We start from the raw sequence: 23092 nt of genomic DNA, 5'->3' as shown, positions 1-23092 counted from the left end.
GTTCATAAAATATTAAAAACCTTCCCATCCCTGAGAAAGATGGAGAGTTCAGATCAAAACATGATGATCTGAGATTTAGTTGATGTTATCATAAGATAACTGCAGGGCGTTCCGAGGTGAGATACGGGACGCCCCTTTTTTATTAATTATACGTTAATGAACTTATTAAGGTTTTGATTTTTCCGTTAAACTCACTTATTATTTAATCAATCTGTATATCAATCCAATAACCGTGAGGTATTATTCTCGTTTTTATTATTATTTAATTAAGCTACACAAACCAAGATTAAACTTTTATGTATTGATTTACCCGGGCCGTTTTTGCGGGGCTTCGCAGCTCGAATATTTTGTTAATTTAGCTCCTCATAAAAAATAAGCTTTTTTTACAGTTTTTATCTACATTTAGCCCGTTGTTTGTAAATAAAACTGAATGAAGCCGCTTTTACTTAAAGTTTCTGCCGATCCTGCGCATTCCTTTAGCGTAAGGCATGATGTATCACCGGATATCAATAACCGCTGGCATTGCCATCCAGAACTAGAACTGATTTATTTCGCAAGTGGCGGCGGAACGCAATTTATAGGCGATAGTATTAAACAGTTTGAAGCCGGCGATATGGTTCTGGTTGGCTCAAACCTGCCACATTACTGGCGCTTTGATGATGTACATTTTGGCAGCGGTGCAGAGCATATTCCGGTAGATACCGTTGTAGTACATTTTTGCGAAAACTTTTGGGGCGATCAGTTTCTTCAGCTCCCGGAAAATAAGCTGATCAAGGTATTGCTTGAACGCTCTAAACGTGGATTGCAGATAACAGGCGAAACAAAAAAGCAGGTTGCCAACACTTTAGCCACTATGCTCAACACAGATGGGGCAGAAAGGATCATTATGCTACTCAAAGCATTGAATACGATAGCAGGCAGTTCGCCGCTTAATTATTTAACTTCTATAGGTTTTAAGTACGATCATAATGAATCGGAAAGCGATAGGCTCAATAACATTTATGAGTACTCGGTACGTAATTTCCGTAAAAAGATCTACCTGGAAGAAATAGCAGATATAGCTGGCGTAAGCGCTAACTCTTTTTGCCGATACTTTAAATCAAAAACCCGTAAAACCTACTCGCAGTTTGTAATCGAGATAAAAGTAGGTTACGCTTGCAAGCTCCTGATTGAAAACAAGCTCAACATTAAACAGCTTTGTTACGATAGTGGGTTCAATAATTTCTCCACTTTTCACAAGCATTTTAAACAGGTAACAGGTAAAAGCCCACTCATGTACCAAAAGGAGTTTACGAAGAAAACATAATTTTTTGCTATCCCCGAGTGGTTTTAATTGTATTGAAAATAACTCGGGATGGGCTGACCTTTAGAAAAAAGGCAGTTCATGACAGGGCAGCAGTCCCTTCAATATCCTTTTCCATAAGGATGAAAATAATTCTATTATCCTATCCTGGGAATAATTTTTTAAATTCACGGTGATATATCTCTCGTTTTGCGCACTTATTATTAAACGCATTGATCATGGCACATGAGATAGTTTTTGATAAACCGGCCGCCCAAAGGGAACAACTCATTACGGAGCTTTACCAAAGCGCTTTCCCAACAGTGGCTAAATATATAAGCAAGATGGGTGGTTCCTTTGACGACGCAAAAGATATTTTTCAGGATGCCCTTGTTATTTATTATGAAAAGGCGGTGAACAGTGATCTGTCCCTGCATAACGGTGAAAAGGCTTATCTGCTGGGTATTGCCAAACATCTTTGGTTCAAAAAGTTTAAGGGTGACCGCAATAACCTGCCGCTCGATAATTGCACCGAAGATTTTGATGTTACAGATGAAACTGAAGATCAGCCATCGTCAGTTAAACTAATGAGATACCTGGAAACGGCCGGTAAAAAATGCATGGAGTTGCTAAGCGCTTTTTATTATCATAAACTACCCATGAAGGAGCTTGCGGATTTGTTTGGTTACGCGGGCGAGCGGTCTGCTACTGCGCAGAAGTATAAATGCATTGAAAAGGTAAGGGAAACAGTTAAAGAACAATCACTGGCTTATGAGGACTTCATTGAATGAGATCAAAGAAATTGACGATCATGTGCTTGGGCAAACCGCGCCTGATGATGCACTGTTGTTCGAGGCCAAACGGATCATCAATCCAAGCCTTAAGTATAAGGTGATGTGGCATAAACAAACTCTGACCCTGGTGCAGCAATATGGCCGTAACAGCCTTAAGGCCGAAATTGAAACCGTACATCAAAAGCTATTCAGCTTGCCTGAGCATGCGGGTTTCAGGCAAAAGGTCATGCGTTTGTTCGGTAAACGCTAAACATCAAATTTTATGAATATCAATCAAAACGAGTTCCGCAAATATGCGGTGGGGCATCGCCGTGTCCGAAGTTTACATGTCGACAGGTTTATTGCGCAGGTGAATAACAGCCAATTAAGGATGGGTATGACGCCCTATATTATGGAAGAACGACAGCTCAATATCTCGCAAATGGATGTTTTTTCGAGGCTGATGATGGATAGGATTATTTTCCTGGGCACTGCGATAGATGAGCAGGTGGCTAATATCATCCAGGCGCAATTGCTGTTCCTGCAATCGGCCGATGCTAAAAAGGATATCCAGATCTATATCAATTCACCGGGCGGTTCAGTATATGCCGGACTGGGAATTTATGACACCATGCAGTTTATATCGCCTGATGTAGCTACCATCTGTACTGGTATGGCTGCCTCAATGGCTTCGACATTACTTTGCGCCGGTGCCAACGGCAAACGGGCTGCGTTGCCGCATTCACGCGTTATGCTGCACCAGCCATCAGGTGGAGCGCAGGGGCAGGAATCGGACATTGAAATTGCTGCCAGACAGATCTCTAAAATGAAGAGAGAGCTGTACGAGATCACAGCCAAACACAGCGGGCAAAGCTACGACAGGGTTTATGAAGTATCCGACAGGGATTACTGGATGATAGCTAAAGAAGCGAAAGCTTTTGGGATGATAGACGAGGTTTTGGGAGCTAAGGAGGACTGATTAGCATATTGAAGACTTACGAAGTAATTAAACTTCGTAAGTCTGGTTATTTAGATCACTTATTCAACGCATCTACCTTATCAAAAAACTCATTTTGCAATTTGATGGTACTGGTATCGGCCTTAATTGCTTTGAGCGCTTGTACAAAGCTGGCTATTTCATGCTCTGCTATAAATTTGCCAAATTCGGGTGTAGCTTTAGCACCTTCACCGGCATAGTGGTTAGGGTAAGCGGCATACCACCATATAGGTGTATAAATATTAGCCAGGTTTAAACGGTGCTGATTATCGCCCGATTGTGATGCCGCCCTGTCCATCTTCATCAGATCTGGGCGATAGTAAAGCATCGACGCGGTTTCACTTTCGCCGGCATCTGATCACCTTCAATAGCTGATTTATGCATTTTGCGGTATTGATCTGTGTATTCCTTATCTGCACCATGCGGGTTATAAAAATATACTGCATAGCTGTGACGTTTGTTGAGCAGAGATTGCATAAAGAACTGGATAAACTCGGGATTGCCGCCATGGCCGTTCAGTATTACTATTTTATCAAACCCGTTTCGCGCAATTTCATCACAGGTAGCTTCCAGTAAATCCCAGATCACTTTGCTTGGCAGGGCAAATGTTCCGGGCTGATGGCGGGCCTCATTGATCTGTCCATAAAAATAATCGGGAAATACAACAGCATATTCCGACTTAACAGCATGGGCAGCCCACTCACGTACGTGGATCAGGTCGGTTCCCAAAGGGGAATGGGGGCCGTGTTTTTCCAGGATCCCAATGGGCAGGATACAAGTTTTCGACGATTTTGCGAGCGCAGCAGGAAAATCTGAGGCAACAAGCTCGTCCCAGCGGGCAGGTATTTGCTGGGCAAAGGAATATGCAGAAAGCAGTAGCGCTGCAAACAGTAATAAATAAGTTTTCATAAATTATAGGTTTAATAACAGGGTATAGCAAACTGTATTTGAACTGAAATTTACGAACTTAAAATATTGTTTTTCAACAGGTAATTTAAAAATTACAATGAAGAGGTTAATGGATATTGGGCAATGAGTAGCAGAAAATAGCCCCTTTTTCCTTGTTGTTTTCAACCCAGATCCGGCCATTCATTTTTTCGGTAAAATCTTTACAGATCATGAGCGCTACGCCCGCGCCTTTTTCCTTTTCGTTACTGTACTGCATGTTGGCTTTAAAATTAAAGAGCAACTTCAGCTTATCGGGCGAAATACCTTTTCCCTCGTCCTGTACACAAACAGTTACATCGTTGTTATCGCTTGATGCACCTATAGTAATGGTTGAATTATCTGGCGAAAACTTAATGGCGTTATGTATAAAATTGCGGTGGATAAACTGTACCAACTCTTTGTCGGCGTGAATAACAATGGCCGGATCCACTTTGATTACGAACCTAAGCCCGCGGTCTTTACCCATTAAATAAAATGGTTGTATTGCCTCATCTATCAGGTCCTTTAAAGGCAGTGGAACAGCTTTGTAATTAAAGCCCGACAATTGCTGTTTGATCCATTGCAATATGTTTTCAAAAATCTCCAGCGAAATATTTGAAGAATGCTCCATGGTATCTACCAATTCCATCAATTCTTCCCGTGTAAAAGTATCGGCGTCTTTAAGTACTGTTGCCAGTGTTTTGAGTGCGCCTATTGGCTGCCTGAAATCATGCGCAAGAATAGATACCAGCCGGTTGTTGAATTCATGATCTATTTGCAGTTTTTCGTTTCGTAGCTGTACGGTGTGATTAAGCTCTTCCAATGTTTGGCCATGCTTTTTCTTCAGGTTGTAAAGGCGGTAAGTAAATATTACGGTAATGGCGGTTATCACAAATAAAACACCAAGTACAATCGCAAGCACCTGCCTGTTTTGGCTCCGGATGGTTATAGCTTCCAGTTCCTGGTCTTTCAGGGCATAATCAATATAATCAAAGCCTGTTGTATTAGTGTACTTCTCCTCGTCGTCATATAGTTTCAGCAATTTTGAACTGTAGCGCTGTACTTCGGGCAGATTATTTTGAGCAATATAAATATCATATAATTTTTTCCCGAAGATTTTTTCATAATAGTGATAGCCGCTTTTTTCGGCAATAGAAAGTCCCTGTTTGTAGTAATCAATAGCTTGGGGAACATTATTTTCGAGGTACAAATCGCCAAGGTTCATGACTATATCAAGGCTCAGGTAATAAAGCTCCATGGCTAAACCATTATCTACTGCTTTTTGTAAAACCGCCACACCTTGTTCACGGTTATTGCTTTGAAGGTATAGCAATCCCTGTACCTGGTCTGCTTCAACGAGCATACGTTTATCTTTATACCTTGTGCCAATTTCGCGTGCTTTATCAAGGTAGATTTCAACCGAATCTTTGGGGATTTGCCCGGGGTATAAGAGGAGGTAATTGCACAGCACCAACGCCACGATAGAGTCGCGCTGCAGGGTTTTACCAATGTTTAATGCCCGCTTAAAAAAGTTTATCGCTTTTTTATCTTCCTTGTTCTCGTTAAACACAAGGCCAATATTCATTAACCCCTGTACAACGTTTGAGGTATCATTTAATTCTTTGTACAGGTTATAAGCCTCGTTATAATAGCGTAGTGAAAGCTGCAGATTTCCTTTAAGATCATAAACAATGCCTATAACATTTAGTGCATCGGCCTTTCCGGCCTTATAGCCAAGCCGCTCAGCTATAGTTCTGGCCTTTTTAGCATAATTGAAAGCACTGTCGATATTTTGCTCATACATAAGCATCCCCAGCCTGTTAAGCGTATTTACATACTGTATGCTATCATGAGTTAAGGGCAAGTCTTTTTTTAGTTTATTAACCTCCCTGAATTGGCCGAAACATTCAGATACAGCAAGCAACAGTAATACTAAAAGGCTTACGTTTTTTTTCATTAATTAATATTTGCAAAACGGGCTAACGGTTCATGATATAGCCTAAAGCTATTATACGGATAAAAAGCTGTATGGTTGAAGAATGTTAAATAAAAAAGGCTCAGGTACAGTTAGTTTTACTGTTATTCAAAAATATTAAACCTTCTGCAGGTAATACCGGATAATGGCTCAAATAAAAAATGATTCAAAGAACTGTTATAGCGAATCGGGATTAGGAATAAAGTTCATAAATGCCTGAAACTTGGCATAATAGTTTTGCATGTTTAACTGGTAATAATAAGCACCGCGTTTTGAGCCTGCTTTATCCTTATCGGCCAGTTTAATGAGTAAACCGGTTGCCAGCACCCTTTTACTGAAATTGCGTTTATCAATAGTGGTATTAAACACGCTTTCGTAAAGAGTTTGCAATTGCGGGATGGTAAACTTAGTGGGCAAAAGCTCAAACAGGATAGGGTGCATAGCTGCTTTGTAGCGGATGCGTTTGCGGGCCTGCTCAACCATTTCCTGTTGGTCAAATATCAATTTAGGGGCACGTTTAAGCTGAAACCACTCGGCATGGTAATCATCACTGATCTGGGCTTCATATTTATGGATATCAACCAGTGCAAAGTATGCTACAGATACTGTACGCTCAATAGGGTCGCGCTGGGGTTGCCCAAAAGTATATAATTGTTCAAGGTACACGCCCTCCAAGCCGGTTAATTGCTTTAAAATGCGGTTGGCACTTTGATCAAGACTTTCATCTGGCTGAACAAAGCCACCCATCAGGCTCCAGTTTCCCTTTTCGGGTTGAAAGCCTCTTTTTATCAGTAGGATCTTTAAAACTTCGCCATCAAAGCCAAAAATGATACAATCAACAGCTAATAATAACCTTGTTTGCTTGGAGTACTTGAGCATTTATAAACAGTAATAATTTTATGGTAAAAACAAATATAGAATAACATTCGATATAAGCTTGCAAATTTGCTGTGTTACACCCGTTAAAAAAGCATTAATTTACAATTGTTAATCAAATGTGTAAATTAATTGTGCTTTTTACAATAATAATTAACACTTATTCATTATTTATTCGCCCCATGCCGATATTACCAGCATGCGGTTGCCGCCGTGGTTACGATGCTCGCACAAATAAATTCCCTGCCACATTCCTAAAGCCAGTCTTCCATTGCGGATAGGAATAGTTACTGAACTGCCCAGCATCGCAGCTTTCAGGTGGGCAGGCATATCATCAGGACCTTCATCATCGTGTAAATAATCCGGGTCGTTTTCGGGTACGGTTTTACTGAAATACATTTCAAAATCCTGCCTTACGGTTGGGTCGGCATTTTCATTAATGGTTAATGATGCCGAAGTATGTTGGATAAATACCTGGCAAATACCGGTTTTTAACTCGTGTATTTGAGGTAGGGCATTAATTACTTCGGCCGTGATGAGATGAAAACCTCTTTTGCGCTCCCTAAGCTGAAGGATTTGCTGAAATATTTTCATAAACAGTTTGCTTTATAACAGTGTTGCAAACATATCTATAAAGATTGTTCCGTTTTGTTTTGAATGGCGTGCCAATTAAAAATTGTTTGCAGGTTTACATTACTTATGCAGCAATGGCCGGATTAAGATCATCGCTTTGAACTGCGAACAAGCGATCAATGAAAGCTTTTATCTTTTCGATGAAACTTTTCCTGACCGGTTTTTCAACCATTTGAATTTGATTATCGTCCGGAAGCTTTGGAGTATCGGCGTCCTGCATTTCCTCCAAAACAATTTCACGGATCTCAGGGTCACGGTTTACGATCTCATCCAATTCGGTGAGCTCGTTAAAGGTGGCTGTACCGTTTTTTTGCCGCTTAATAAGTATTTCAAAACGGTCCTGGTTGAAAGTACGCCTTTCCAGTTGCTTGCCGTGTCTCATGATATATACAGTAATCTTTATTAAGAACTCAAATTAAGTGCCATGTATTTATAGTATTGTTAGTCAATTAATTACATTTGTTTTCAATCCAGTAATGTGCATCGTTATAATACATTTATTGTTCGTTTTCGCGCAGGGGTATCTATTATTTAGATAGGTTTTGATGAACAGTATTGGTACTTTTAATGTAACTATCTATTAGTTATGAATTGGTGGCCATATGAAAAATTTTCCATTATAAGTCCGCTCAACCCCGAAGAGGTAAGATTAAGATTGACAGAACAAGTAAGCCCTGCTTTCACAGGAAGTTTCTTTGAACAATTAACCAACAGGTATCCCACTCCTTTTAAAGGGTATGTAAATATTAGTGAGTTTAAAATTGAACCCGTAGTTGTTGGTAGGAATTCGTTTATACCTTTTATAAAGGGGCGCGTGGAGTTTGCGGAAACGGGAAGTTGTCTTTATATAACCATGGCTATGCACCAGGAAATAGAATATATTATCATTGGAATGGCTGCTTTTTTAATGGTCGCGGGTTTTGGCGGTTGGATACATTCTTCAATGTCTGATAGGTTTGATCCCTTATCAATAACTCCATTTGGTATGTTGGTATTCATTTATCTTATTATGATATATGGCTTCAACTCGGAAAGTAATAGCTGTAAATCTTTTTTATTAGAATTATTAGAAGGAGATTATGAGCGATAGCACTACCACAAAACAAATACAGGGCATAGCCCCCTTGCTTCAGGTTTTTGATATGCCCGTGGCCTTAGGATTTTACCGCGATGTGCTGGGTTTTGAAATAGTGCAGGCATCTGGCGAAGGAGATGATGTTGATTGGGTTTTATTGAAACTTAATGGTATAGAACTAATGCTCAACACCGCGTACGAAAAGCCCAACCGCCCTGCCGAACCCGATGAGCAACGCACAGCAGCGCATACTGATACCTCACTTTATTTCGGTCACCCGGATATTGATATGCTATATAGCTATTTATTAAGTAAGGGCATGCACCTTAAACAACCTCAAATTACAGGTTATGGCTGGAAAGCCATTTATCTGCTTGATCCGGATGGATATCAGTTGTGCTTCCACTGGTCTGTACCATAATATTATAACCGCTCATAGTGAGATTCCGGCCCGTCTGCTGCAAGGGGAACTGTTCCGTAGAAAGTGAGTATTTTACCTTCTATCCTGAAAAATGTGATGCTTTTGCTGGAGGTATCTTTGTCATACATGATCTGCTCATGTGCATTGTCATATTTACGGGTACGGTAAGTGCCGCTGTTTATCAGGGTGTCTTTTTTAAATCGTTTGTAGGTACTGGCGGTAAAAACAATAATGTTGCCGTTGCCTGCCTTTATCGAATTAAGATCTTTGGGAGGCTCGCAGTAACAACTGGTGCCGCGGTACTCCCACCTGCCAATCAACTGATCATTATTAGGGGTATTGTCTTTTTTACAGCCTGATAAAACGGCGAGTATGCCAAATAAAAACAGCTTTTTCATAGCATAAGGTTTATAATACTTTACGTTAATACCAGGCAAAACGCTACAAGTTAACTTTGTTAGTAACACTTTCAATACACAATTTGCAGGCATCAATTAATTGATAACTTTGGTGTAAACCAATGTATTTCCTATAAAATTTATGAAGCAGCATAACTTATCAAGGCGCAGGTTTATTGGCAGCAGCGCACTTGCCGCAGCGGGGCTTTTAGCATTTTCAAAATCATCATTTGCGGGCGTGATTTCAGGTAGGGTTGATAAACCCAACTCGCTTATCAATGGCGTACAAATAGGCGTGATCACCTACTCATTCAGGAGCATGCCTAGCACAATTGAAGATTTACTGAGGTACTGTATCGACTGTAATATTAACGCCATTGAACTGATGGGCGATGCCGCCGAAATGTACGCCGGTGCCCCTAAACATGAAGCTGGCGAAGACTGGGCTGCATTTGGGAAAAAGATGGCCGAATGGCGCGTCTCCGCGCCAATGGATAAATTTAAGGAGATCAGGAAGATGTACCATGATGCCGGTGTCAATATTTATGCCTGGAAACCCAATGCCCTCGGTACTAAAAACAGCGATGCCGAAATTGATTATGCCTTTAATGCAGGGAAAGCTTTGGGTGTAAATCATGTAACTGTTGAGTTGCCTGATGAGGTTCAAACCAAACGCCTTGGTGATATAGCCGCCAAACATAAAATGATGGTTGGCTACCATGCCCACACCCAGGCCACGCCAACCCTTTGGGACGCGGCCCTGGCCCAGTCAAAGCATAACGGAATTAATTTGGATATCGGCCATTATGTGGCAGGTACCAGCAGCAGCCCCGTTCCCTTTATTGAAAAATATCATGACCGTATAACCAGTATGCACATCAAAGACCGTAAGTTTCATGACGGTCCCAATCAGCCCTGGGGGCAGGGCGATACCCCGATAAAAGAGGTGCTGCAACTCCTTAAAAATAACCATTATAAATTCCCGGCCACTATTGAGCTGGAGTACAAGATACCTGAAGGATCAGATGCGGTAAAGGAGGTGAAAATTTGCCGGCAGTTTGCTGCTGATGCACTGGCATAAAGTATTGTATTAGTTTATTCGTGATACGAATGCCTCTTATTTGTAAATTTATATTTATTTGAATATAGATATGGATAACTCATGTAAACTAAAGTTGGAATGGATTCCTGCCGCCTATAGCAGAGTAACAGACCATAGTTTTAACGATACATCGGCTGATAAGCTTAAACAAAAGCAACCTGCAAACGGGATTTATGAAAGCGGCAGAGGGTTTACAAAGCACAAGGTTTACCGGCGGAAACCATAAGAAGTTGCTTTGCTGATGTTCGGCATATAAGCCTATCTTTATCAAATGGAATCTAAAATATTTTCATACAAGGCAGATGGTATTATACTTACCCCGGTTGACGATCAGTTAAGTATCAGCCCCGTATTTGATCGCAAAGAATTGCTGAGCAAACTGAAGGACCTTTTTCACGATGATGACTATAAAGTTGATGACCGTACCCTCGATTATAAAATTAAGGATGGTCAGCTTTACATTGAAGGCGTAGTAACGAAACAGGTTCCGGCAAAATCGATAGGATTTATGGGCGGAAAGTAATTAACTGCAATACCCCGGCCTTATTTTTTTGCTTGTCTTTTTTGGGGATCAATTAATGGCGTTTCTTTCCTAAACCCGTTTAATCAAGCCTGTTTACTCTGTAATTTAATGCTGCAGTTGTACCTCCGGTTACATCAATGGTAACGCCTGTAATCTGGCCAGCCAGATCCGATGCCAGAAAAACCGCTGTATTGGCAATATCGGCCATTAAGGGTAGTTTTTTGAGCATGGTATCAGCTTCCATTTTTTAAGGATAGGGTCCATAACATCGGGCATGGTGTCAATTGCGGTTTTAAACACGCGCGAATCGGGCGAGCCTCCCGATCGGATATTAACCACCCGGATGCCGTAAGCACCCAATTCGGATGCCAGTGTGCGCGAAAAACTTTCAACACCGCTGCAAGCAGGGCCAAAGCCACCTGTGTGAGGATAGCCTATACCTCCTGGCGTAGCTGTAAGCGATAAAATTACCCCCGATTTTTGTTTCATCATCATCTTGCCAGCTGCAATGGCCGTCATGAAACGGGTTTGCATCGTAAGCGTAATCGGCTTTACAAAATCTTCGGCCGATATTTCGATAAGCGGTACGTTCTGCACCACATCAACTCCAACGGCGTTAAATGAGATATCAATCGTCCCTGCGCTGCTTACCACTTGCTGTAAATGCCGATCAATTGCTTTTTCGTCAAATGCATCTACAATTGCTATTTCAGCCAATCCCCCTGAAGAAATAATTTCATCGGATATCTTTTTAATTGACCTGGGGTTAGGCCCGGTTAAAAATACGCGCGCGCCGGCGCCGGCCAGTGCCTTTGCAACTGCACCGCCTAATGAACCGCCTGCACCGTAAATTACCGCGTTTCTATTTTGAAGCATCATGATGGTAGTTTTATTTAAAGTTAGTTTTAAAAACACCGGCTACATAACAAAACTAATTGTAAATGATGTTTGAGGGAAGGGGAAAAGATGACAATTACGGAGGGAGCGGGACAAGAAAAGGAATATGCCAAATTAAATACGAATGAACTTACCAGGTAAATTTAAGACCCAATAGAGGCTATTGAGCTATATTCTTTACTTGATAAGGTTAAATTGTGTTTGATTGCCTGCCACATTAACATTCGCTAAAGGGAATCTGATGGCAATTAGCAAACAAACGTAAACGGCTTATTTATAAGCCTCAGACCATTTTGATAATATACAGTTGCTTAATCTTAAGCTCCCGCCTTTTTTCTGATCCTTAACAAGCCATTGGCAGTAGTGGCGTAAATAACGCCTTTTGAATCCTGAACTATCTGGTAAATAGTAAAACCAGGGAGCGGCGAATTGTTGTTGTGGTAATTTTCCCACCCATTATTCAGGTCAAACCTGGCAATGCCCGATCTCGTCTGTACCCAGCCACAAAACATGCTCAAACTTATCATACAACATGGTATTAACATGGTTAGCAGGCATGCCCGAGTTTTTATCATTATAATGCAGCCAGTTACCATTAAACTTTAGTACGGCTATACCTTCTTTATCACTATCATTTTCACCAGTTTGTTTATTACAATCAACCAGTGAGAAGTAAACATTTCCTTTTTCATCCTCCACCGCGCCCGAAATACTGGCATTTTTCAGCGGAGTGTTGTTAAGGCTGTTAAATGAGGTGATAACGCTTTTATCAATCATGATGGTTCCTTTTGACGTACCAATCCAAAGCCGTTTCTGACTATCTACATAAGCAAAAAGTACATTGCTTGAGGGCATTTCAGGCATCGATTTTTTGTTTATCACTACCACTTTATCTTTCCTTTTTACAACAAGACCGTTTTGAGTGGTGAAAAGTAATTCGCCATTGCGGCTGTTCAGCACCTGGTTAACCCCACCTGCCAAAAACTGCTTAAAATCAAATAACTGCCAGCCACCGCTGCCGTACATAAATATTTTATTATCGTAATAAACCCATTTATTATTATCTCGGTCGATGGTTACTTCCTTTATGTTAGCATCTGACGGGAATGGCGAATTATATTCATTAACCGGGATAAATGTTGTTCCCTCAAAGCGGGTCATCCCTTTTTCCGTAGCATACCATAACAGATCTGATTGATCCATAGCGGCTGATTTGCCGATGTTATCAACCAGGGGCGAGTTATATTTTGTCCATACCGTAAAGTCGTAGTTTTTTAATGATGGATTGGCGTAGGTGAAAGTTTTATTGTAGATGGTTGGATCGCCGGGTGGTTTCATTTCGGCAAGATCCAGCCTTTGTACCTGGCCGTAAACGCCGCCACTTATAAAGCGAAAGATCACATTTACAGATGAGGCTACCGGTTTGCCATCTACCTTGGCCGGCTTCCAGATGCAACCGTTCAGATAGGTAATCAACTCGTTGGTGAGCGCGCTTTTGCTCGCATCATTATGGCTAAGCACGCAGCTAAAACCCCGCTCATCCACCAAAACCTGGAACGTTATGGAACCGGTAGCTTCTTTTAGCAGGTAACGGTTATTGATCCTCGCAGAAACAAAATCAATGGCAAGCTGATCGCAGCTGGCCTTTGTATCGCCGCAATCCATGCAATAATTGGTGATATTACACATCTCTACCTTTTGCAAAAAAAGATTTTGTGCAAACAGGGCCGATGGTAAAATGAAGATAAACAGGCAGATAAATAAAACTCTGCGGATTTTAGTTGGGGATAACAATGCCAGCATTACGCTTATAAATAAAAGAAAGCAAACCCGAAACTCCAAGCGAATGATAGTTAAATAATGTTAAACAAAGATACAAATCCTAAATGAGGATAATATGAAGCCTTTTGCATTTGACTTATATTTCTGTTAAACCTATTTAAAGCTCCTTTAGGTTCCTTTTTGTCCGCTTCGGCAGCAAATTGATACGGCACTTATGCCTATTAATTATCTTTGAGTAATATGCCGTCTCCATTACCAATTAAAAGCCTTGTCCGGCTCAACTGGCTGCTTGTATTCACTTTTACCGCGATCATATCGCTGTACTTTATTTTTTTGCTGGACGAGAGATTCCTATATAAAGTGTTTTATATGGGTATGACTGCGTTAGGAATAGGTTTGGTAGCATTTGTAAATGTCAGGATCCTGATTTTATTGGCCCGGAAGCACGGCGTCAGGGGAAAAGCACTTAAGCGGTACCGTTATTTTTTTACATATGCTGCCAGCGCCACTATATACCTGATGCTGGCGCCTGCGTTTGATTATTTTGAACATAAAAGTAAATCATTCCCTTTTCCGTTTTTCCTGGTCATTTTCTTTATTTCCGGTATCCTTGTAAATACAATGATTATCCTGTTGCAGGACTTTGTGATCCTGCAGGCCGATAAATCCCATGCCGATCTTGAGCTTTCCCAGATAAAAGCCGCTCATGCCGAGGCTACAAACCTTCTTTTAAAACAACAGATCCACCCTCACTTCCTGTTTAACGCACTTAACACACTCAAAGCACTGTACCACAAAGATCCTGTTGCGGGCGATAATTATATTGTTCACCTGGCTAATTTTCTCCGGGCCTCGGTTTATAATCATGCCGCAAAAACTTCGAGCCTTGCGGATGAGCTGGCACTACTGCTCGACTATCTGGAGATGCAAAAGATCAGGTTTGGTTCGGCATTAAATTGCGTTATTGATTTGCCCATTGATATTTTAAACGACCGCTACCTGCCGTCTTTTTCATTACAACCGCTTCTTGAAAACGCGCTTAAACATAATGAGCTAACCCAACAGTCGCCGCTTGTGGTAAAAATCTTTTGTTCGGAAGACAGGATAGTGGTATCCAATACCCTTAAAAAGAAAAATCTTAATGTAACTTCAACTCATCATGGTCTGGCCAACCTTGCCGAGCGGTATAGCCTGTTATCAGGTGATGAAGTTATTATCAGCGAAAATAAAGACACATTTTCTGTAAGCATCAGATTATTGAATAATGAATATAGCGATCATAGAGGATGAGCCGTTAGTTGCCGATGACCTTGAACTAAGTATAAAACAACTGATTAGCGAGCCGGTAACCGTAGTACAGCTTCATTCTGTAAAGGAAGCCGTTACCTATTTTTCGGGAAGTAATAAAGCTGATCTCATATTCAGTGATATTCAACTGGGCGACGGGTTAAGTTTCGAAATCTTTGCCACGATATCGATTGACGTCCCTGTGGTTTTTTGTACCGCATACGATGAATATGCGCTGGATGCGTTTAAAGCAAACGGAATAGATTACATATTAAAACCCTTTACAACAAAAACGCTTCAACTGGCACTTGAACGCTATGGGCAGTTGAAAAAAGTATTTCAAACGCATCAGCCACCGCAATATGAGGCGCTTATGGAATTGCTGACTAAAAAAGAAACCACCAGACCTTCTTCTGTATTGGTTTATCACCAGGATAAGATCATCCCGATAAAATTAGATGATATAGCGTTGATCCATCTTTCAAATGAAGTTTCACATTTGGTAACTTTTTCAGGTAAGATATTTTACCCTAACAAAAATTTGGATGAGTTGGAAAAGACATGCGGAAGTTATTTTTTCAGAGCTAACCGCCAGTTTTTGGTGAGCAGGAAGGCTATTGCTGATGTTTCCAGCTTTTTCTCGCGTAAACTTTCTCTCAACCTCAATATCGCATTCAGCGAAAGAATTGTGGTAAGTAAAGGCAAGGCTTCCCAGTTTCTTGCATGGCTGGCAAAAGCCTGATAGATCTGTGTACATACATCCTGTTAAATGCTCTACTGGCTTTAAGCTTTGAGCCTTCCGCTTTAAGCTAAATAGCTGTAACGCATCTGCCCATTTTTTCCACTTCCGGTGCCACTTTGCCCGCTTCGGTTACCTTTTCCTTCTATAGGCCACAGCATAAGCTCACTTTTGCGCTATCAATAACAAATGCGCTTTCGGGCAGCAACATTATCTCAAAAATTGAAATTAAAATTTATGAAAAAGCTACTCTTCATTTTAACTTGTTTAATCCTGGTATCAACTAAAGGTTTCAGTCAGGGCATCCTTTCGCGCCTGGAATTTGGGCTTAAAGCAGGCGCCAACTATAGCAATTTTACCAATGCCAGTTTCCCTACCGATCCGTTGGTTGGCTTTCATGCGGGCGCTACTGTTGCATTTAAGTTCACTGATAATTTCCTGGTGCAGGAGGAATTTCTATTTTCATCGCAGGGTGCAAAAATTAAAGGCGGCTCCCTTGGCAATCAAAACCTCAAGCTTTCCTATATTTCGGTTCCCTTTTTATTGAAATACCGTGCTAACTCAGGCTTCTATATCGAGGCTGGTCCGCAGGTAGGTATGAAAGCCAAAGAAGATGTTTCGGGCTTAAGTGCCGGTGATTTTGCTAAAAAACTGGACCTGGCAGCGGCCGGAGGTATTGGATACCAGTCAAAACTGGGCCTTGGTATTGGTGTAAGATATGTTTACGGCCTTTCAAAGGTAGGCAACTTTAATATCTCCAATATCAACAACGATTTTAAAAATAATAACGTTCAGGCCAGTTTGTTCTATGTGTTTTAAACAGCTAAGAGATATTAGCATTGAGCTTTGTGCTTTGTGCTTTCAGCTTTTTATTTAAGCTTAAGAGCCTGGTATGAAAATGCCGGGCTTTTTTACTTTTGCACCATGAGCTACGAAGAATTGAGTGAATACTTTACTAATGTTACATTACCCCAGGAATTAAGGTTAGATCGCGCTACAACTCAGCTCCATGTTGCCGATTTTGTTAAGCAATTATTGAAAAACATGAAAAACTATCCTGATAATTGGCGTCACCAATACCAGTTAATGAGGATCAAGAATGCCCTCGAAAATCCATATAACGGCCCGGAAATTCCGAGGTTTTAAATATCCGGCTTAAGAAAACAGGTCATTTTCGCCTAAATAACTCCTGATCATTTTTAAAATGGGTTCGCCTAAGTCTGTTGCTTTTGCATCACCGAAACTTTTTAACTGTGAAAGCTGGTTTAATGACCGTGGTAGCTTAGCAGTGATATCGCGCAGCATATTTTCAGACACCAGCGTATGTTCGGGGATTTTACGTTCGAGGCTGGTTTCTTTACGCCAGTTGAGTAATTGCTTGTATAGTTCGGGGTTAGCAATTTCTTTCTCTTTTGGCAGCGCTTTAGGGTTCCAGTTTTTGTATACAGGTTTGTAACTCATCCCGGCCTCCTGTACTGATGATAAAACATCCCTGCCCGATGTGGCAATGGGCAGGCGTACAAATGCCGCCGTTTTTGCTTTCAGATTAACTAATAAATGATTTAAACTGTCGTAAAACTCGGCAGGAGGGTTGGTGTTATTTACAGCGGTGTAAAAACTGTTAATAGCTTCTGAAAAAACATTCAATTTAGGCAGAAAATAGCTGGCAGCGTTTTTGAGTCTGCTTATAAACGGTGCATTGTTCCAGATAAGCTGATCATCAGGTAAAGCGCCCAGTTCCTTCCTGATAAAACGGTCGCCGATGGTTTTAATTTCAGTTTCCCAGTTATGGTCAGTTTTGTTGATGGTTTCGGATAAGGGGCTATTTTTAATCGCGCCGTTTAGCATGATGGCTTTAAGTTGCCTCCATGCACCTGTAAGCATCGAAAAATCAAAGATGTCCTTCATTTCTTCCAGGGCTATTTGCCGGATAGTACTTTCCAGCAGATTTTCATCGGGTATGGAGACAGCTGCATTTTGCATAAAGCTGATGATCTCCGGATCGGTGCGGATATTTTCGGGGCGTACCGGCGATTTCAGGATCATGCCCTCAAGCGAACGGCAACGGCTTAGCGCAACATAAGCTTGCCCGAAAGCAAAGGCGGCGTCGACATCAATAACCGCTTTTTCAAATGTAAGCCCCTGGCTTTTATGTATGGTGATGGCCCAGGCCAGCCTAAGCGGATATTGGCTAAACGAACCGTTATTTTGTTCATTTACTTTTTGCTCATTTTCGGCCAATGCATATTTTACGTTTTGCCAGGTTTCGGGGATCACTTCAAACTCAGAGTCGTCATCAAGAAAAGTTAAACGGATGTTGCCTGGCCCCATAGCAGCGATACGCCCTGTTCGGCCGTTATAATATTGCTTTTTGCCCGAGCTGTCATTTTTAATAAACATTACCTGCGCGCCAACTTTCAACACCAGTTCCTCTTCGGCAGGGTAGACCTCTTTCGGGAAATCGCCGGTTATGGTGGCTTTAAAAGTATGTGCTTCGCCGTCAAGTTCCGTTAAACGCTGCTGGTTAATTTCATTAACCAGTTGGTTATGGGTTGATAGGGTTACATAATCTTTAAGCCAGTTGGCATTCAGATTAGGGTTATAATGCGCATTCAGTTTGTCGAGCATTTCGCTGTCTGCATAGCCGTTCCTGATGCTATTCAATATCTCCACAAACACCGGGTCTTTTTGCCGGTAAACCTGTGTGAGCTCAAAAGTTAGCACCGGGAATTTTTGAAAAGCGAGGCTATCGAAAAAATAAGGGCCTTTATAAAAATTTCTGAGCACCGGCCAGTCCTTTTCATACACTGGGGGCAATTGAAATAGGTCGCCAATCATCAATAACTGAACACCGCCGAAGGGGCGTGTTGATCCTTTAACCTGGCGTAATACGGTATCAATGTAATCAAGGGTATCGGCCCGCACCATACTGATCTCATCAATAATAAGTAGGTCGAGACACTTTAATATGTTTGATTTTTCGAGACTTACCTGCCTGAGCAGGGTGCTGTGATTGTTATGATCGGTTACAGGCACTTGCGGCCCGAAAGGCACCTGGAAAAAGGAATGAATGGTTACGCCACCGGCGTTAATAGCTGCCACTGCGGTAGGAGCTACAACCGCCAGGTTTTTGGTAACGTTTGCCCTGATCCAGCGGAGAAAAGTGGTTTTACCGGTACCTGCCTTACCTGTTAAAAATATCGGCCGGTTAGTATTTTCAATAAATTTAAGGACGAGTTCATGAAAAGGCTCCAACACCATACACTTGCTATATTATCGATTCCCGGATCAGGAAATTATCTTCAAATTTAATAATTAGGTGCGATAGTGCTGAAAACTGTTTGTCAACATATTAGAAAACGACTTTAAATAAAACACACCCAAACGGATAAATTAAGTACTTTCTTTGCCCTTTTCTAAGTGCCTGTTTCTTACACGGACATCAATTACAAACCATAACAGGTGTGGCGATAGGTGTAAATATTTGATTAAAAATGTGTTAAATTTAATTTGCGAAATTTTTAAAAATATTTTGCCAGCACCTGGTGGAAGTTATATATTTGCGGCCACCAACGCGAAAGTAGCTCAGTTGGTAGAGCACGACCTTGCCAAGGTCGGGGTCGCGAGTTCGAATCTCGTCTTTCGCTCTTAAGCCTTTCCCTATTCAGGGAGAGGCTTTTTTTATACTTCTATATCATCTATTCCCCCCAATAAAGTAATAATTGGAGACTGGGCAGAAATTTGAAATGCTTAAATTAACCCAAAGCAATAGCTGCGTTTTTACTGCTTCCAATTGGGTTGAGATCATTTTAGTAAAAGCCTATCTGTAACAATATCAATACAATGAAGATAGATAATGAGGGTTGGCCGAGGCAGCATCATGGCAGGGTTAATTCTTCCCCGGTTCGGGAAAGTTTATATACGCTAATTGAGCTTATGGGCGGGCACAAAGGCTGTTTGCTTGTAAAAATTGCCTCAATATTTCAGGAAAAAGTTTTGCGGTAACTGTACCAGCGGATAACTTTTAATAGCTCATCTTCTGAAATAATATTGTTGCCTGTGGGCTGAAAAACCAGTTCTTTATCCAGTATTGTGGCCCGCAATAGTTGGGACGAACCCGCACTGGTTTGCGTTTCCGGTTCGAAAACGCAGACGCTACTGCCTGAACCGGGAATTAAGATAACGTCGACCCCATCTATGGAGTTCAGTAAATAATTTTGATCCATGCTATACCTTTTGCAAAAAGTATACCTGTTTAGTAACTATCTCTATCAACGTGGATGACCGAAAAATAAAATATAACCGTCAGCGTCTTCCAATTCAAAGCCGCGCAAGCCATCAGGAGTATTTTGTAGTGGTACAGTGAAACTAGCACCGCGCGATATAAACTCTGCGGCCAGCGTATCCGGCTCAGGTACACTAACATATGCGTCCCACCGGGCATCCGGGGCTTGCTTGTAGTTCGGAAGCGGATCCCCGCTTACAGATTTCGGGAAGATCATTGCCCCATCCCGCTGTACAATAGCAAAAAACGGATCGTGATCTGGCTCCTGGAAAACGGTATCAAAACCGAGTTTCTCCAGATAAAAGGATATTGCCGTTGTGACATTGCGTACAATGAAGAATGGAGCAATGCCGGCTATATGTGGCTGATTCATAAGTTGATTTTACAAGACCGCATGTATAAATATATGAAGCAGGTACTGGATTGGCAATATGTGAAATATGGTTCTCCTTACTGAATAATGTGAACATAAAAATAAGTCTGTCGGATATAAGTCTTACCCGACAGATTTGCATTGTAATGTCCTTTATGGCCCGTTATAAATAATTGTACAACACAGTAATTGTAAAGTGCTTATGATATTAATTTTTGGCTATAGTAGATAGTCTTGCTAATGAGAAGGCGCCGATGGCCATTACAATATCACGCACAGCCACATCTAAATAGTTGCCGCTTGCCAATAAACTAAGTGCGATTAATACTAACCAGGCACTAACAAGATAAGCTCCTTTTTGAGGATTAAAAAGCACTAATATTCCGGCCACAATTTCAATTATGCCAACAATCATCATAAATACATGTTCGCCAAAAGGAAGCATGGCTTTAATTGTTGGATTGAGATAATGTGACCAATCAGTCAATAGGTTGGTGAATTTGTCGGCTCCCGCTACAACAGGCACTAAACCATAAGTAAACTTTAAAAGAGTTTGAGTGTTTTTAGTTTGATCTTCCATGATTATTTTGAATTAATATCCATTAGAGATTGCCTTTGAACAAAGGGTTACAAAGTTTAATTAGAGGTAATCTGTAACCCTTTAGCTTTACAGTGCTCTATTATATAAATCATATTTTATGAACCCACCTGCCGATCATATGACAGATACTTTCAGTGACGAGGAGATTGTAAAACGAGTAGTTAATGGCGAAAAGCATTTGTACGAAAAACTAATGCGCAAATTCAACGAAAGATTGTATAGGATCAGCATGTCCATCATTAACGACGATAAGGAGGCTGAAGACATTATGCAAACGGCCTACCTGAACGCCTATCGCCAGTTGTCTAATTTCAAACATCAATCGAGTTTTAGCACTTGGCTAATCCGGATCCTGATTAACGAGAGCCTGTTGCACAAAAAGAGGAAAGCTCAATTAGAAAAAACACTTACCGAACATATTCGCATTGATCACCAACCTGAAACACCTTTAGATAATCTTATGAACAAAGAATTAAAAGCTATTTTAGAAAAGGCGGTATTAACGCTCCCCGAAAAATACAGGTTGGTATTTGTAATGAGGGAGATACAGGGAATGACCACTAATGAAACAATGGAAGCGCTGGAAATAGGGGAGTCTAATGTTAAAATAAGATTGAACCGGGCCAAAGAAATGTTACGCACCGAGTTAAATAGTTATTGGCAGCCCGGAGAACTTCTGGAATTTAACCTTACTCGTTGTGATGTGATCGTTAATTATGTGATGCATAAAATCAATGCCGGTTGATAATAATGTTACCAGAAATTTTGTTTTTACTATGGTTAATCTTTTAAAAACAAACCGCGATGGGTAACAATCTGGTCTTCGTCGATTTGTTTGCCACTGGCGGAGATAGCAAAGCCGGGATCAGTATATTTGTTTTAAGGAGAGATCACTCTTAATGATCGGCTTCGTTACTTTTAAACGACTTATAAACCGCCCTTCAATTAGTAAACCGCATGAATAAAACAGCATTCGCCCCCAATTTTAAAGCGATGAGATTTGACATGGTCAAATTACTCGTCGTAAGCATATTATGGATTCCGATGGTTTTTATTTCAAACAAATGTTCAGCGCAGGCCACACCCTCACGGGTTTTACTTGCACTTTCAAAAAGCGATCATAATTTGGCGATCATCAACCCGCTGACTTTAAAGGTTATTGCACGCGTGCCCGTGGGTTCCGATCCTCATGAAGTTATTGCCTCAGCCGATGGAAAGACGGCTTATGTTTCCATCTACGGTGGAGGAAGCCTGCACGAGCTGAGCGTAATTGATCTTGTGGCGCAAAAAGCGCTGCCCGCCATTGATACCAAACCATTGATGGGGCCGCATGGACTCACATTTGCAGGAGGAAAAGTTTGGTTCTCGGCCGAAGGCGCTAAAGCTGTTGGCCGCTATGATCCTGCAACCGGCAAATTTGACTGGGCCATGGGAACAGGCCAGGATAGAACGCACATGATCTATGTAACCGATGATGGGAAAAAGGTGTTCACCACAAATGTATCTTCAGCAACGGTAAGCATTTTGGAGGATAGTTTGCTGAAGCCAACGGGGCCTCCGGGCGGTTTTGCACCTCCGGCACGCCATGACTGGGTGCAAACTGTTATCCCGGTAGCTAAAGGTTCTGAGGGCTTTGATCTATCACCCAATGGGCGCGAATTATGGACTGCAGGTGCTGAGGATGGCAATATTTCGATCATCAATATCGCGACCAAAAAGGTAACTGCCACAATTGATGCAAAGGTAACGGGTGCCAACCGACTTAAGTTCACGCCGGATGGTAAACGTATTCTGGTTACGAGCCTCCGCACTGGCGACCTGTTTATTTTTGATGCAGTATCGCACCAGGAGTTGAAACGTATAAATACAGGGCATGGCGCGGCCGGCATCCTGGTTGATGATGACGGATCACGTGCATTCATAGGCTGCACCGGCGATAATTATGTGGCAGTGATCGATCTCAATAAATTAGAAGTGGCCGGGCATATTGATATTCGCGGGGCTGATGGTTTGGCCTGGGCGGTGAGGCGTTGATGCCGTGATAATTTATTAGCTTTAGGCTTCGTATTCTGCTTTTAGTCGTATAAAAAAGTATTTACAATCAAAGGGGTAAGTAAGGGACAGTTAAGTATCATTTTATTAGCAT

29 protein-coding genes and 1 tRNA gene are annotated in these 23092 nt (G+C 41.4%); 15 read left to right on the top strand and 15 right to left on the bottom strand.

Going from position 1 to position 23092, the window contains the following annotated elements; genetic code table 11:
* Positions 1 to 430: 430 nt before the first annotated feature.
* The 4 genes from ACRQ5D_RS33520 (at position 431) to ACRQ5D_RS33505 (ending at position 3034) form a co-directional block, all read left to right on the top strand.
* On the top strand, positions 431 to 1306 hold the full coding sequence (locus tag ACRQ5D_RS33520) for an AraC family transcriptional regulator (RefSeq protein WP_091170212.1): 876 nt from the start codon (positions 431 to 433) through the stop codon (positions 1304 to 1306).
* Between the two features lie 215 nt (positions 1307 to 1521).
* The gene (locus ACRQ5D_RS33515; RefSeq protein WP_091170209.1) at positions 1522 to 2073 is read left to right on the top strand and encodes an RNA polymerase sigma factor; all 552 of its coding nucleotides are present in this window, start codon (positions 1522 to 1524) and stop codon (positions 2071 to 2073) included.
* A complete protein-coding gene (locus tag ACRQ5D_RS33510) occupies positions 2054 to 2326 on the top strand; it encodes a hypothetical protein (RefSeq protein WP_143020803.1) in 273 nt (90 codons plus the stop codon). The genes ACRQ5D_RS33515 and ACRQ5D_RS33510 overlap by 20 nt, the downstream gene beginning before the upstream one ends.
* Before the next feature lie 12 nt (positions 2327 to 2338).
* Positions 2339 to 3034, top strand: coding sequence for an ATP-dependent Clp protease proteolytic subunit (locus ACRQ5D_RS33505; RefSeq protein WP_091170202.1), 696 nt, complete (start codon positions 2339 to 2341; stop codon positions 3032 to 3034).
* A gap of 55 nt (positions 3035 to 3089) precedes the next feature.
* Here ACRQ5D_RS33505 and ACRQ5D_RS33500 read toward each other — a convergent pair whose 3' ends face one another.
* From ACRQ5D_RS33500 to ACRQ5D_RS33475, 6 genes are all read right to left on the bottom strand, one after another.
* Positions 3090 to 3380, bottom strand: a complete 291-nt coding sequence (locus ACRQ5D_RS33500; protein WP_143020802.1) for a creatininase family protein — start codon at positions 3378 to 3380, stop codon at positions 3090 to 3092.
* Positions 3356 to 3961, bottom strand: coding sequence for a creatininase family protein (locus ACRQ5D_RS33495; RefSeq protein WP_091170195.1), 606 nt, complete (start codon positions 3959 to 3961; stop codon positions 3356 to 3358). The genes ACRQ5D_RS33500 and ACRQ5D_RS33495 overlap by 25 nt, the downstream gene beginning before the upstream one ends.
* A 106-nt stretch (positions 3962 to 4067) precedes the next feature.
* Positions 4068 to 5936 (bottom strand): tetratricopeptide repeat-containing sensor histidine kinase, encoded by a 1869-nt coding sequence (locus ACRQ5D_RS33490; protein WP_091170192.1) that lies wholly within the window; start codon positions 5934 to 5936, stop codon positions 4068 to 4070.
* A 195-nt stretch (positions 5937 to 6131) separates the two neighbouring features.
* On the bottom strand, positions 6132 to 6833 hold the full coding sequence (locus ACRQ5D_RS33485) for an NUDIX hydrolase (protein ID WP_090533328.1): 702 nt from the start codon (positions 6831 to 6833) through the stop codon (positions 6132 to 6134).
* 168 nt (positions 6834 to 7001) lie between these two features.
* The gene (locus tag ACRQ5D_RS33480; protein ID WP_091170188.1) at positions 7002 to 7424 is read right to left on the bottom strand and encodes a secondary thiamine-phosphate synthase enzyme YjbQ; all 423 of its coding nucleotides are present in this window, start codon (positions 7422 to 7424) and stop codon (positions 7002 to 7004) included.
* Positions 7425 to 7527: 103 nt separating this feature from the next.
* Complete coding sequence (locus ACRQ5D_RS33475; protein WP_091170184.1) at positions 7528 to 7845, bottom strand: hypothetical protein; 318 nt, start codon at positions 7843 to 7845, stop codon at positions 7528 to 7530.
* A 204-nt stretch (positions 7846 to 8049) separates the two neighbouring features.
* On the opposite strand from ACRQ5D_RS33475, the gene ACRQ5D_RS33470 reads away from it, so the two are divergent.
* Complete coding sequence (locus ACRQ5D_RS33470; protein ID WP_091170180.1) at positions 8050 to 8553, top strand: hypothetical protein; 504 nt, start codon at positions 8050 to 8052, stop codon at positions 8551 to 8553.
* On the top strand, positions 8543 to 8959 hold the full coding sequence (locus ACRQ5D_RS33465) for a VOC family protein (protein ID WP_091170176.1): 417 nt from the start codon (positions 8543 to 8545) through the stop codon (positions 8957 to 8959). Before ACRQ5D_RS33470 ends, ACRQ5D_RS33465 begins: the two co-directional genes overlap by 11 nt.
* A gap of 2 nt (positions 8960 to 8961) precedes the next feature.
* Here ACRQ5D_RS33465 and ACRQ5D_RS33460 read toward each other — a convergent pair whose 3' ends face one another.
* Complete coding sequence (locus tag ACRQ5D_RS33460) at positions 8962 to 9357, bottom strand: hypothetical protein (RefSeq protein WP_143020800.1); 396 nt, start codon at positions 9355 to 9357, stop codon at positions 8962 to 8964.
* A 142-nt stretch (positions 9358 to 9499) separates the two neighbouring features.
* Here ACRQ5D_RS33460 and ACRQ5D_RS33455 point away from each other — a divergent pair, with 142 nt between their 5' ends.
* Together ACRQ5D_RS33455 and ACRQ5D_RS33450 are read left to right on the top strand one after the other, a co-directional pair.
* On the top strand, positions 9500 to 10438 hold the full coding sequence (locus tag ACRQ5D_RS33455) for a sugar phosphate isomerase/epimerase family protein (protein ID WP_091170168.1): 939 nt from the start codon (positions 9500 to 9502) through the stop codon (positions 10436 to 10438).
* A 292-nt stretch (positions 10439 to 10730) separates the two neighbouring features.
* Positions 10731 to 10982, top strand: coding sequence for a hypothetical protein (locus ACRQ5D_RS33450; protein ID WP_091170165.1), 252 nt, complete (start codon positions 10731 to 10733; stop codon positions 10980 to 10982).
* A gap of 79 nt (positions 10983 to 11061) precedes the next feature.
* On the opposite strand, the gene ACRQ5D_RS33445 is transcribed toward ACRQ5D_RS33450, so the two are convergent.
* The 4 genes from ACRQ5D_RS33445 to ACRQ5D_RS33430 form a co-directional block, all read right to left on the bottom strand.
* Positions 11062 to 11226, bottom strand: coding sequence for an SDR family oxidoreductase (locus ACRQ5D_RS33445; protein ID WP_431198884.1), 165 nt, complete (start codon positions 11224 to 11226; stop codon positions 11062 to 11064).
* Positions 11190 to 11861, bottom strand: a complete 672-nt coding sequence (locus ACRQ5D_RS33440; protein ID WP_431198883.1) for an SDR family oxidoreductase — start codon at positions 11859 to 11861, stop codon at positions 11190 to 11192. The genes ACRQ5D_RS33445 and ACRQ5D_RS33440 overlap by 37 nt, the downstream gene beginning before the upstream one ends.
* A gap of 335 nt (positions 11862 to 12196) precedes the next feature.
* On the bottom strand, positions 12197 to 12391 hold the full coding sequence (locus ACRQ5D_RS33435) for a hypothetical protein (RefSeq protein WP_431198882.1): 195 nt from the start codon (positions 12389 to 12391) through the stop codon (positions 12197 to 12199).
* Positions 12345 to 13682, bottom strand: coding sequence for a two-component regulator propeller domain-containing protein (locus ACRQ5D_RS33430; RefSeq protein WP_431198881.1), 1338 nt, complete (start codon positions 13680 to 13682; stop codon positions 12345 to 12347). Before ACRQ5D_RS33430 ends, ACRQ5D_RS33435 begins: the two co-directional genes overlap by 47 nt.
* Positions 13683 to 13901: 219 nt before the next feature.
* Here ACRQ5D_RS33430 and ACRQ5D_RS33425 point away from each other — a divergent pair, with 219 nt between their 5' ends.
* The 4 genes from ACRQ5D_RS33425 (at position 13902) to ACRQ5D_RS33410 (ending at position 16833) form a co-directional block, all read left to right on the top strand.
* Entirely contained in the window at positions 13902 to 14951 is a 1050-nt protein-coding gene (locus ACRQ5D_RS33425) for a sensor histidine kinase (RefSeq protein WP_091170158.1), read from the top strand.
* Positions 14926 to 15690, top strand: a complete 765-nt coding sequence (locus tag ACRQ5D_RS33420) for a LytR/AlgR family response regulator transcription factor (RefSeq protein ID WP_091170155.1) — start codon at positions 14926 to 14928, stop codon at positions 15688 to 15690. The genes ACRQ5D_RS33425 and ACRQ5D_RS33420 overlap by 26 nt, the downstream gene beginning before the upstream one ends.
* A gap of 234 nt (positions 15691 to 15924) precedes the next feature.
* Entirely contained in the window at positions 15925 to 16506 is a 582-nt protein-coding gene (locus ACRQ5D_RS33415; protein WP_091170337.1) for a porin family protein, read from the top strand.
* Positions 16507 to 16611: 105 nt separating this feature from the next.
* Positions 16612 to 16833 carry a DUF6965 family protein gene (locus tag ACRQ5D_RS33410; protein ID WP_129570495.1) on the top strand — a complete coding sequence of 74 codons (222 nt, stop codon included), beginning with the start codon at positions 16612 to 16614 and terminating at the stop codon, positions 16831 to 16833.
* A gap of 9 nt (positions 16834 to 16842) precedes the next feature.
* On the opposite strand, the gene ACRQ5D_RS33405 is transcribed toward ACRQ5D_RS33410, so the two are convergent.
* Complete coding sequence (locus tag ACRQ5D_RS33405; protein ID WP_091170148.1) at positions 16843 to 18948, bottom strand: AAA family ATPase; 2106 nt, start codon at positions 18946 to 18948, stop codon at positions 16843 to 16845.
* A gap of 313 nt (positions 18949 to 19261) precedes the next feature.
* Here ACRQ5D_RS33405 and ACRQ5D_RS33400 point away from each other — a divergent pair.
* Positions 19262 to 19334, top strand: a tRNA-Gly gene (locus ACRQ5D_RS33400).
* Between the two features lie 336 nt (positions 19335 to 19670).
* Here ACRQ5D_RS33400 and ACRQ5D_RS33395 read toward each other — a convergent pair.
* The 3 genes from ACRQ5D_RS33395 to ACRQ5D_RS33385 form a co-directional block, all read right to left on the bottom strand.
* Positions 19671 to 19913, bottom strand: a complete 243-nt coding sequence (locus ACRQ5D_RS33395; RefSeq protein ID WP_091170144.1) for a hypothetical protein — start codon at positions 19911 to 19913, stop codon at positions 19671 to 19673.
* A 45-nt stretch (positions 19914 to 19958) separates the two neighbouring features.
* Entirely contained in the window at positions 19959 to 20345 is a 387-nt protein-coding gene (locus tag ACRQ5D_RS33390) for a VOC family protein (protein WP_091170141.1), read from the bottom strand.
* 208 nt (positions 20346 to 20553) lie between these two features.
* A complete protein-coding gene (locus tag ACRQ5D_RS33385; protein ID WP_091170138.1) occupies positions 20554 to 20925 on the bottom strand; it encodes a hypothetical protein in 372 nt (123 codons plus the stop codon).
* A 118-nt stretch (positions 20926 to 21043) separates the two neighbouring features.
* Between ACRQ5D_RS33385 and ACRQ5D_RS33380 the strand changes: the two genes are divergently transcribed.
* Both ACRQ5D_RS33380 and ACRQ5D_RS33375 read left to right on the top strand, forming a co-directional pair.
* Positions 21044 to 21691, top strand: a complete 648-nt coding sequence (locus tag ACRQ5D_RS33380; RefSeq protein ID WP_091170132.1) for an RNA polymerase sigma factor — start codon at positions 21044 to 21046, stop codon at positions 21689 to 21691.
* Positions 21692 to 21903: 212 nt separating this feature from the next.
* Positions 21904 to 22980, top strand: a complete 1077-nt coding sequence (locus ACRQ5D_RS33375; RefSeq protein WP_218134452.1) for a YncE family protein — start codon at positions 21904 to 21906, stop codon at positions 22978 to 22980.
* The last annotated feature ends 112 nt before the right edge of the window (positions 22981 to 23092 follow it).

The organism is Mucilaginibacter sp. P25, from assembly GCF_050859465.1.
In the GTDB taxonomy this organism is placed as follows: domain Bacteria; phylum Bacteroidota; class Bacteroidia; order Sphingobacteriales; family Sphingobacteriaceae; genus Mucilaginibacter; species Mucilaginibacter gossypii.
The sequence above is the reverse complement of the archived record's forward strand: the minus strand, read 5'-3'. Positions and strand labels throughout refer to the sequence as shown.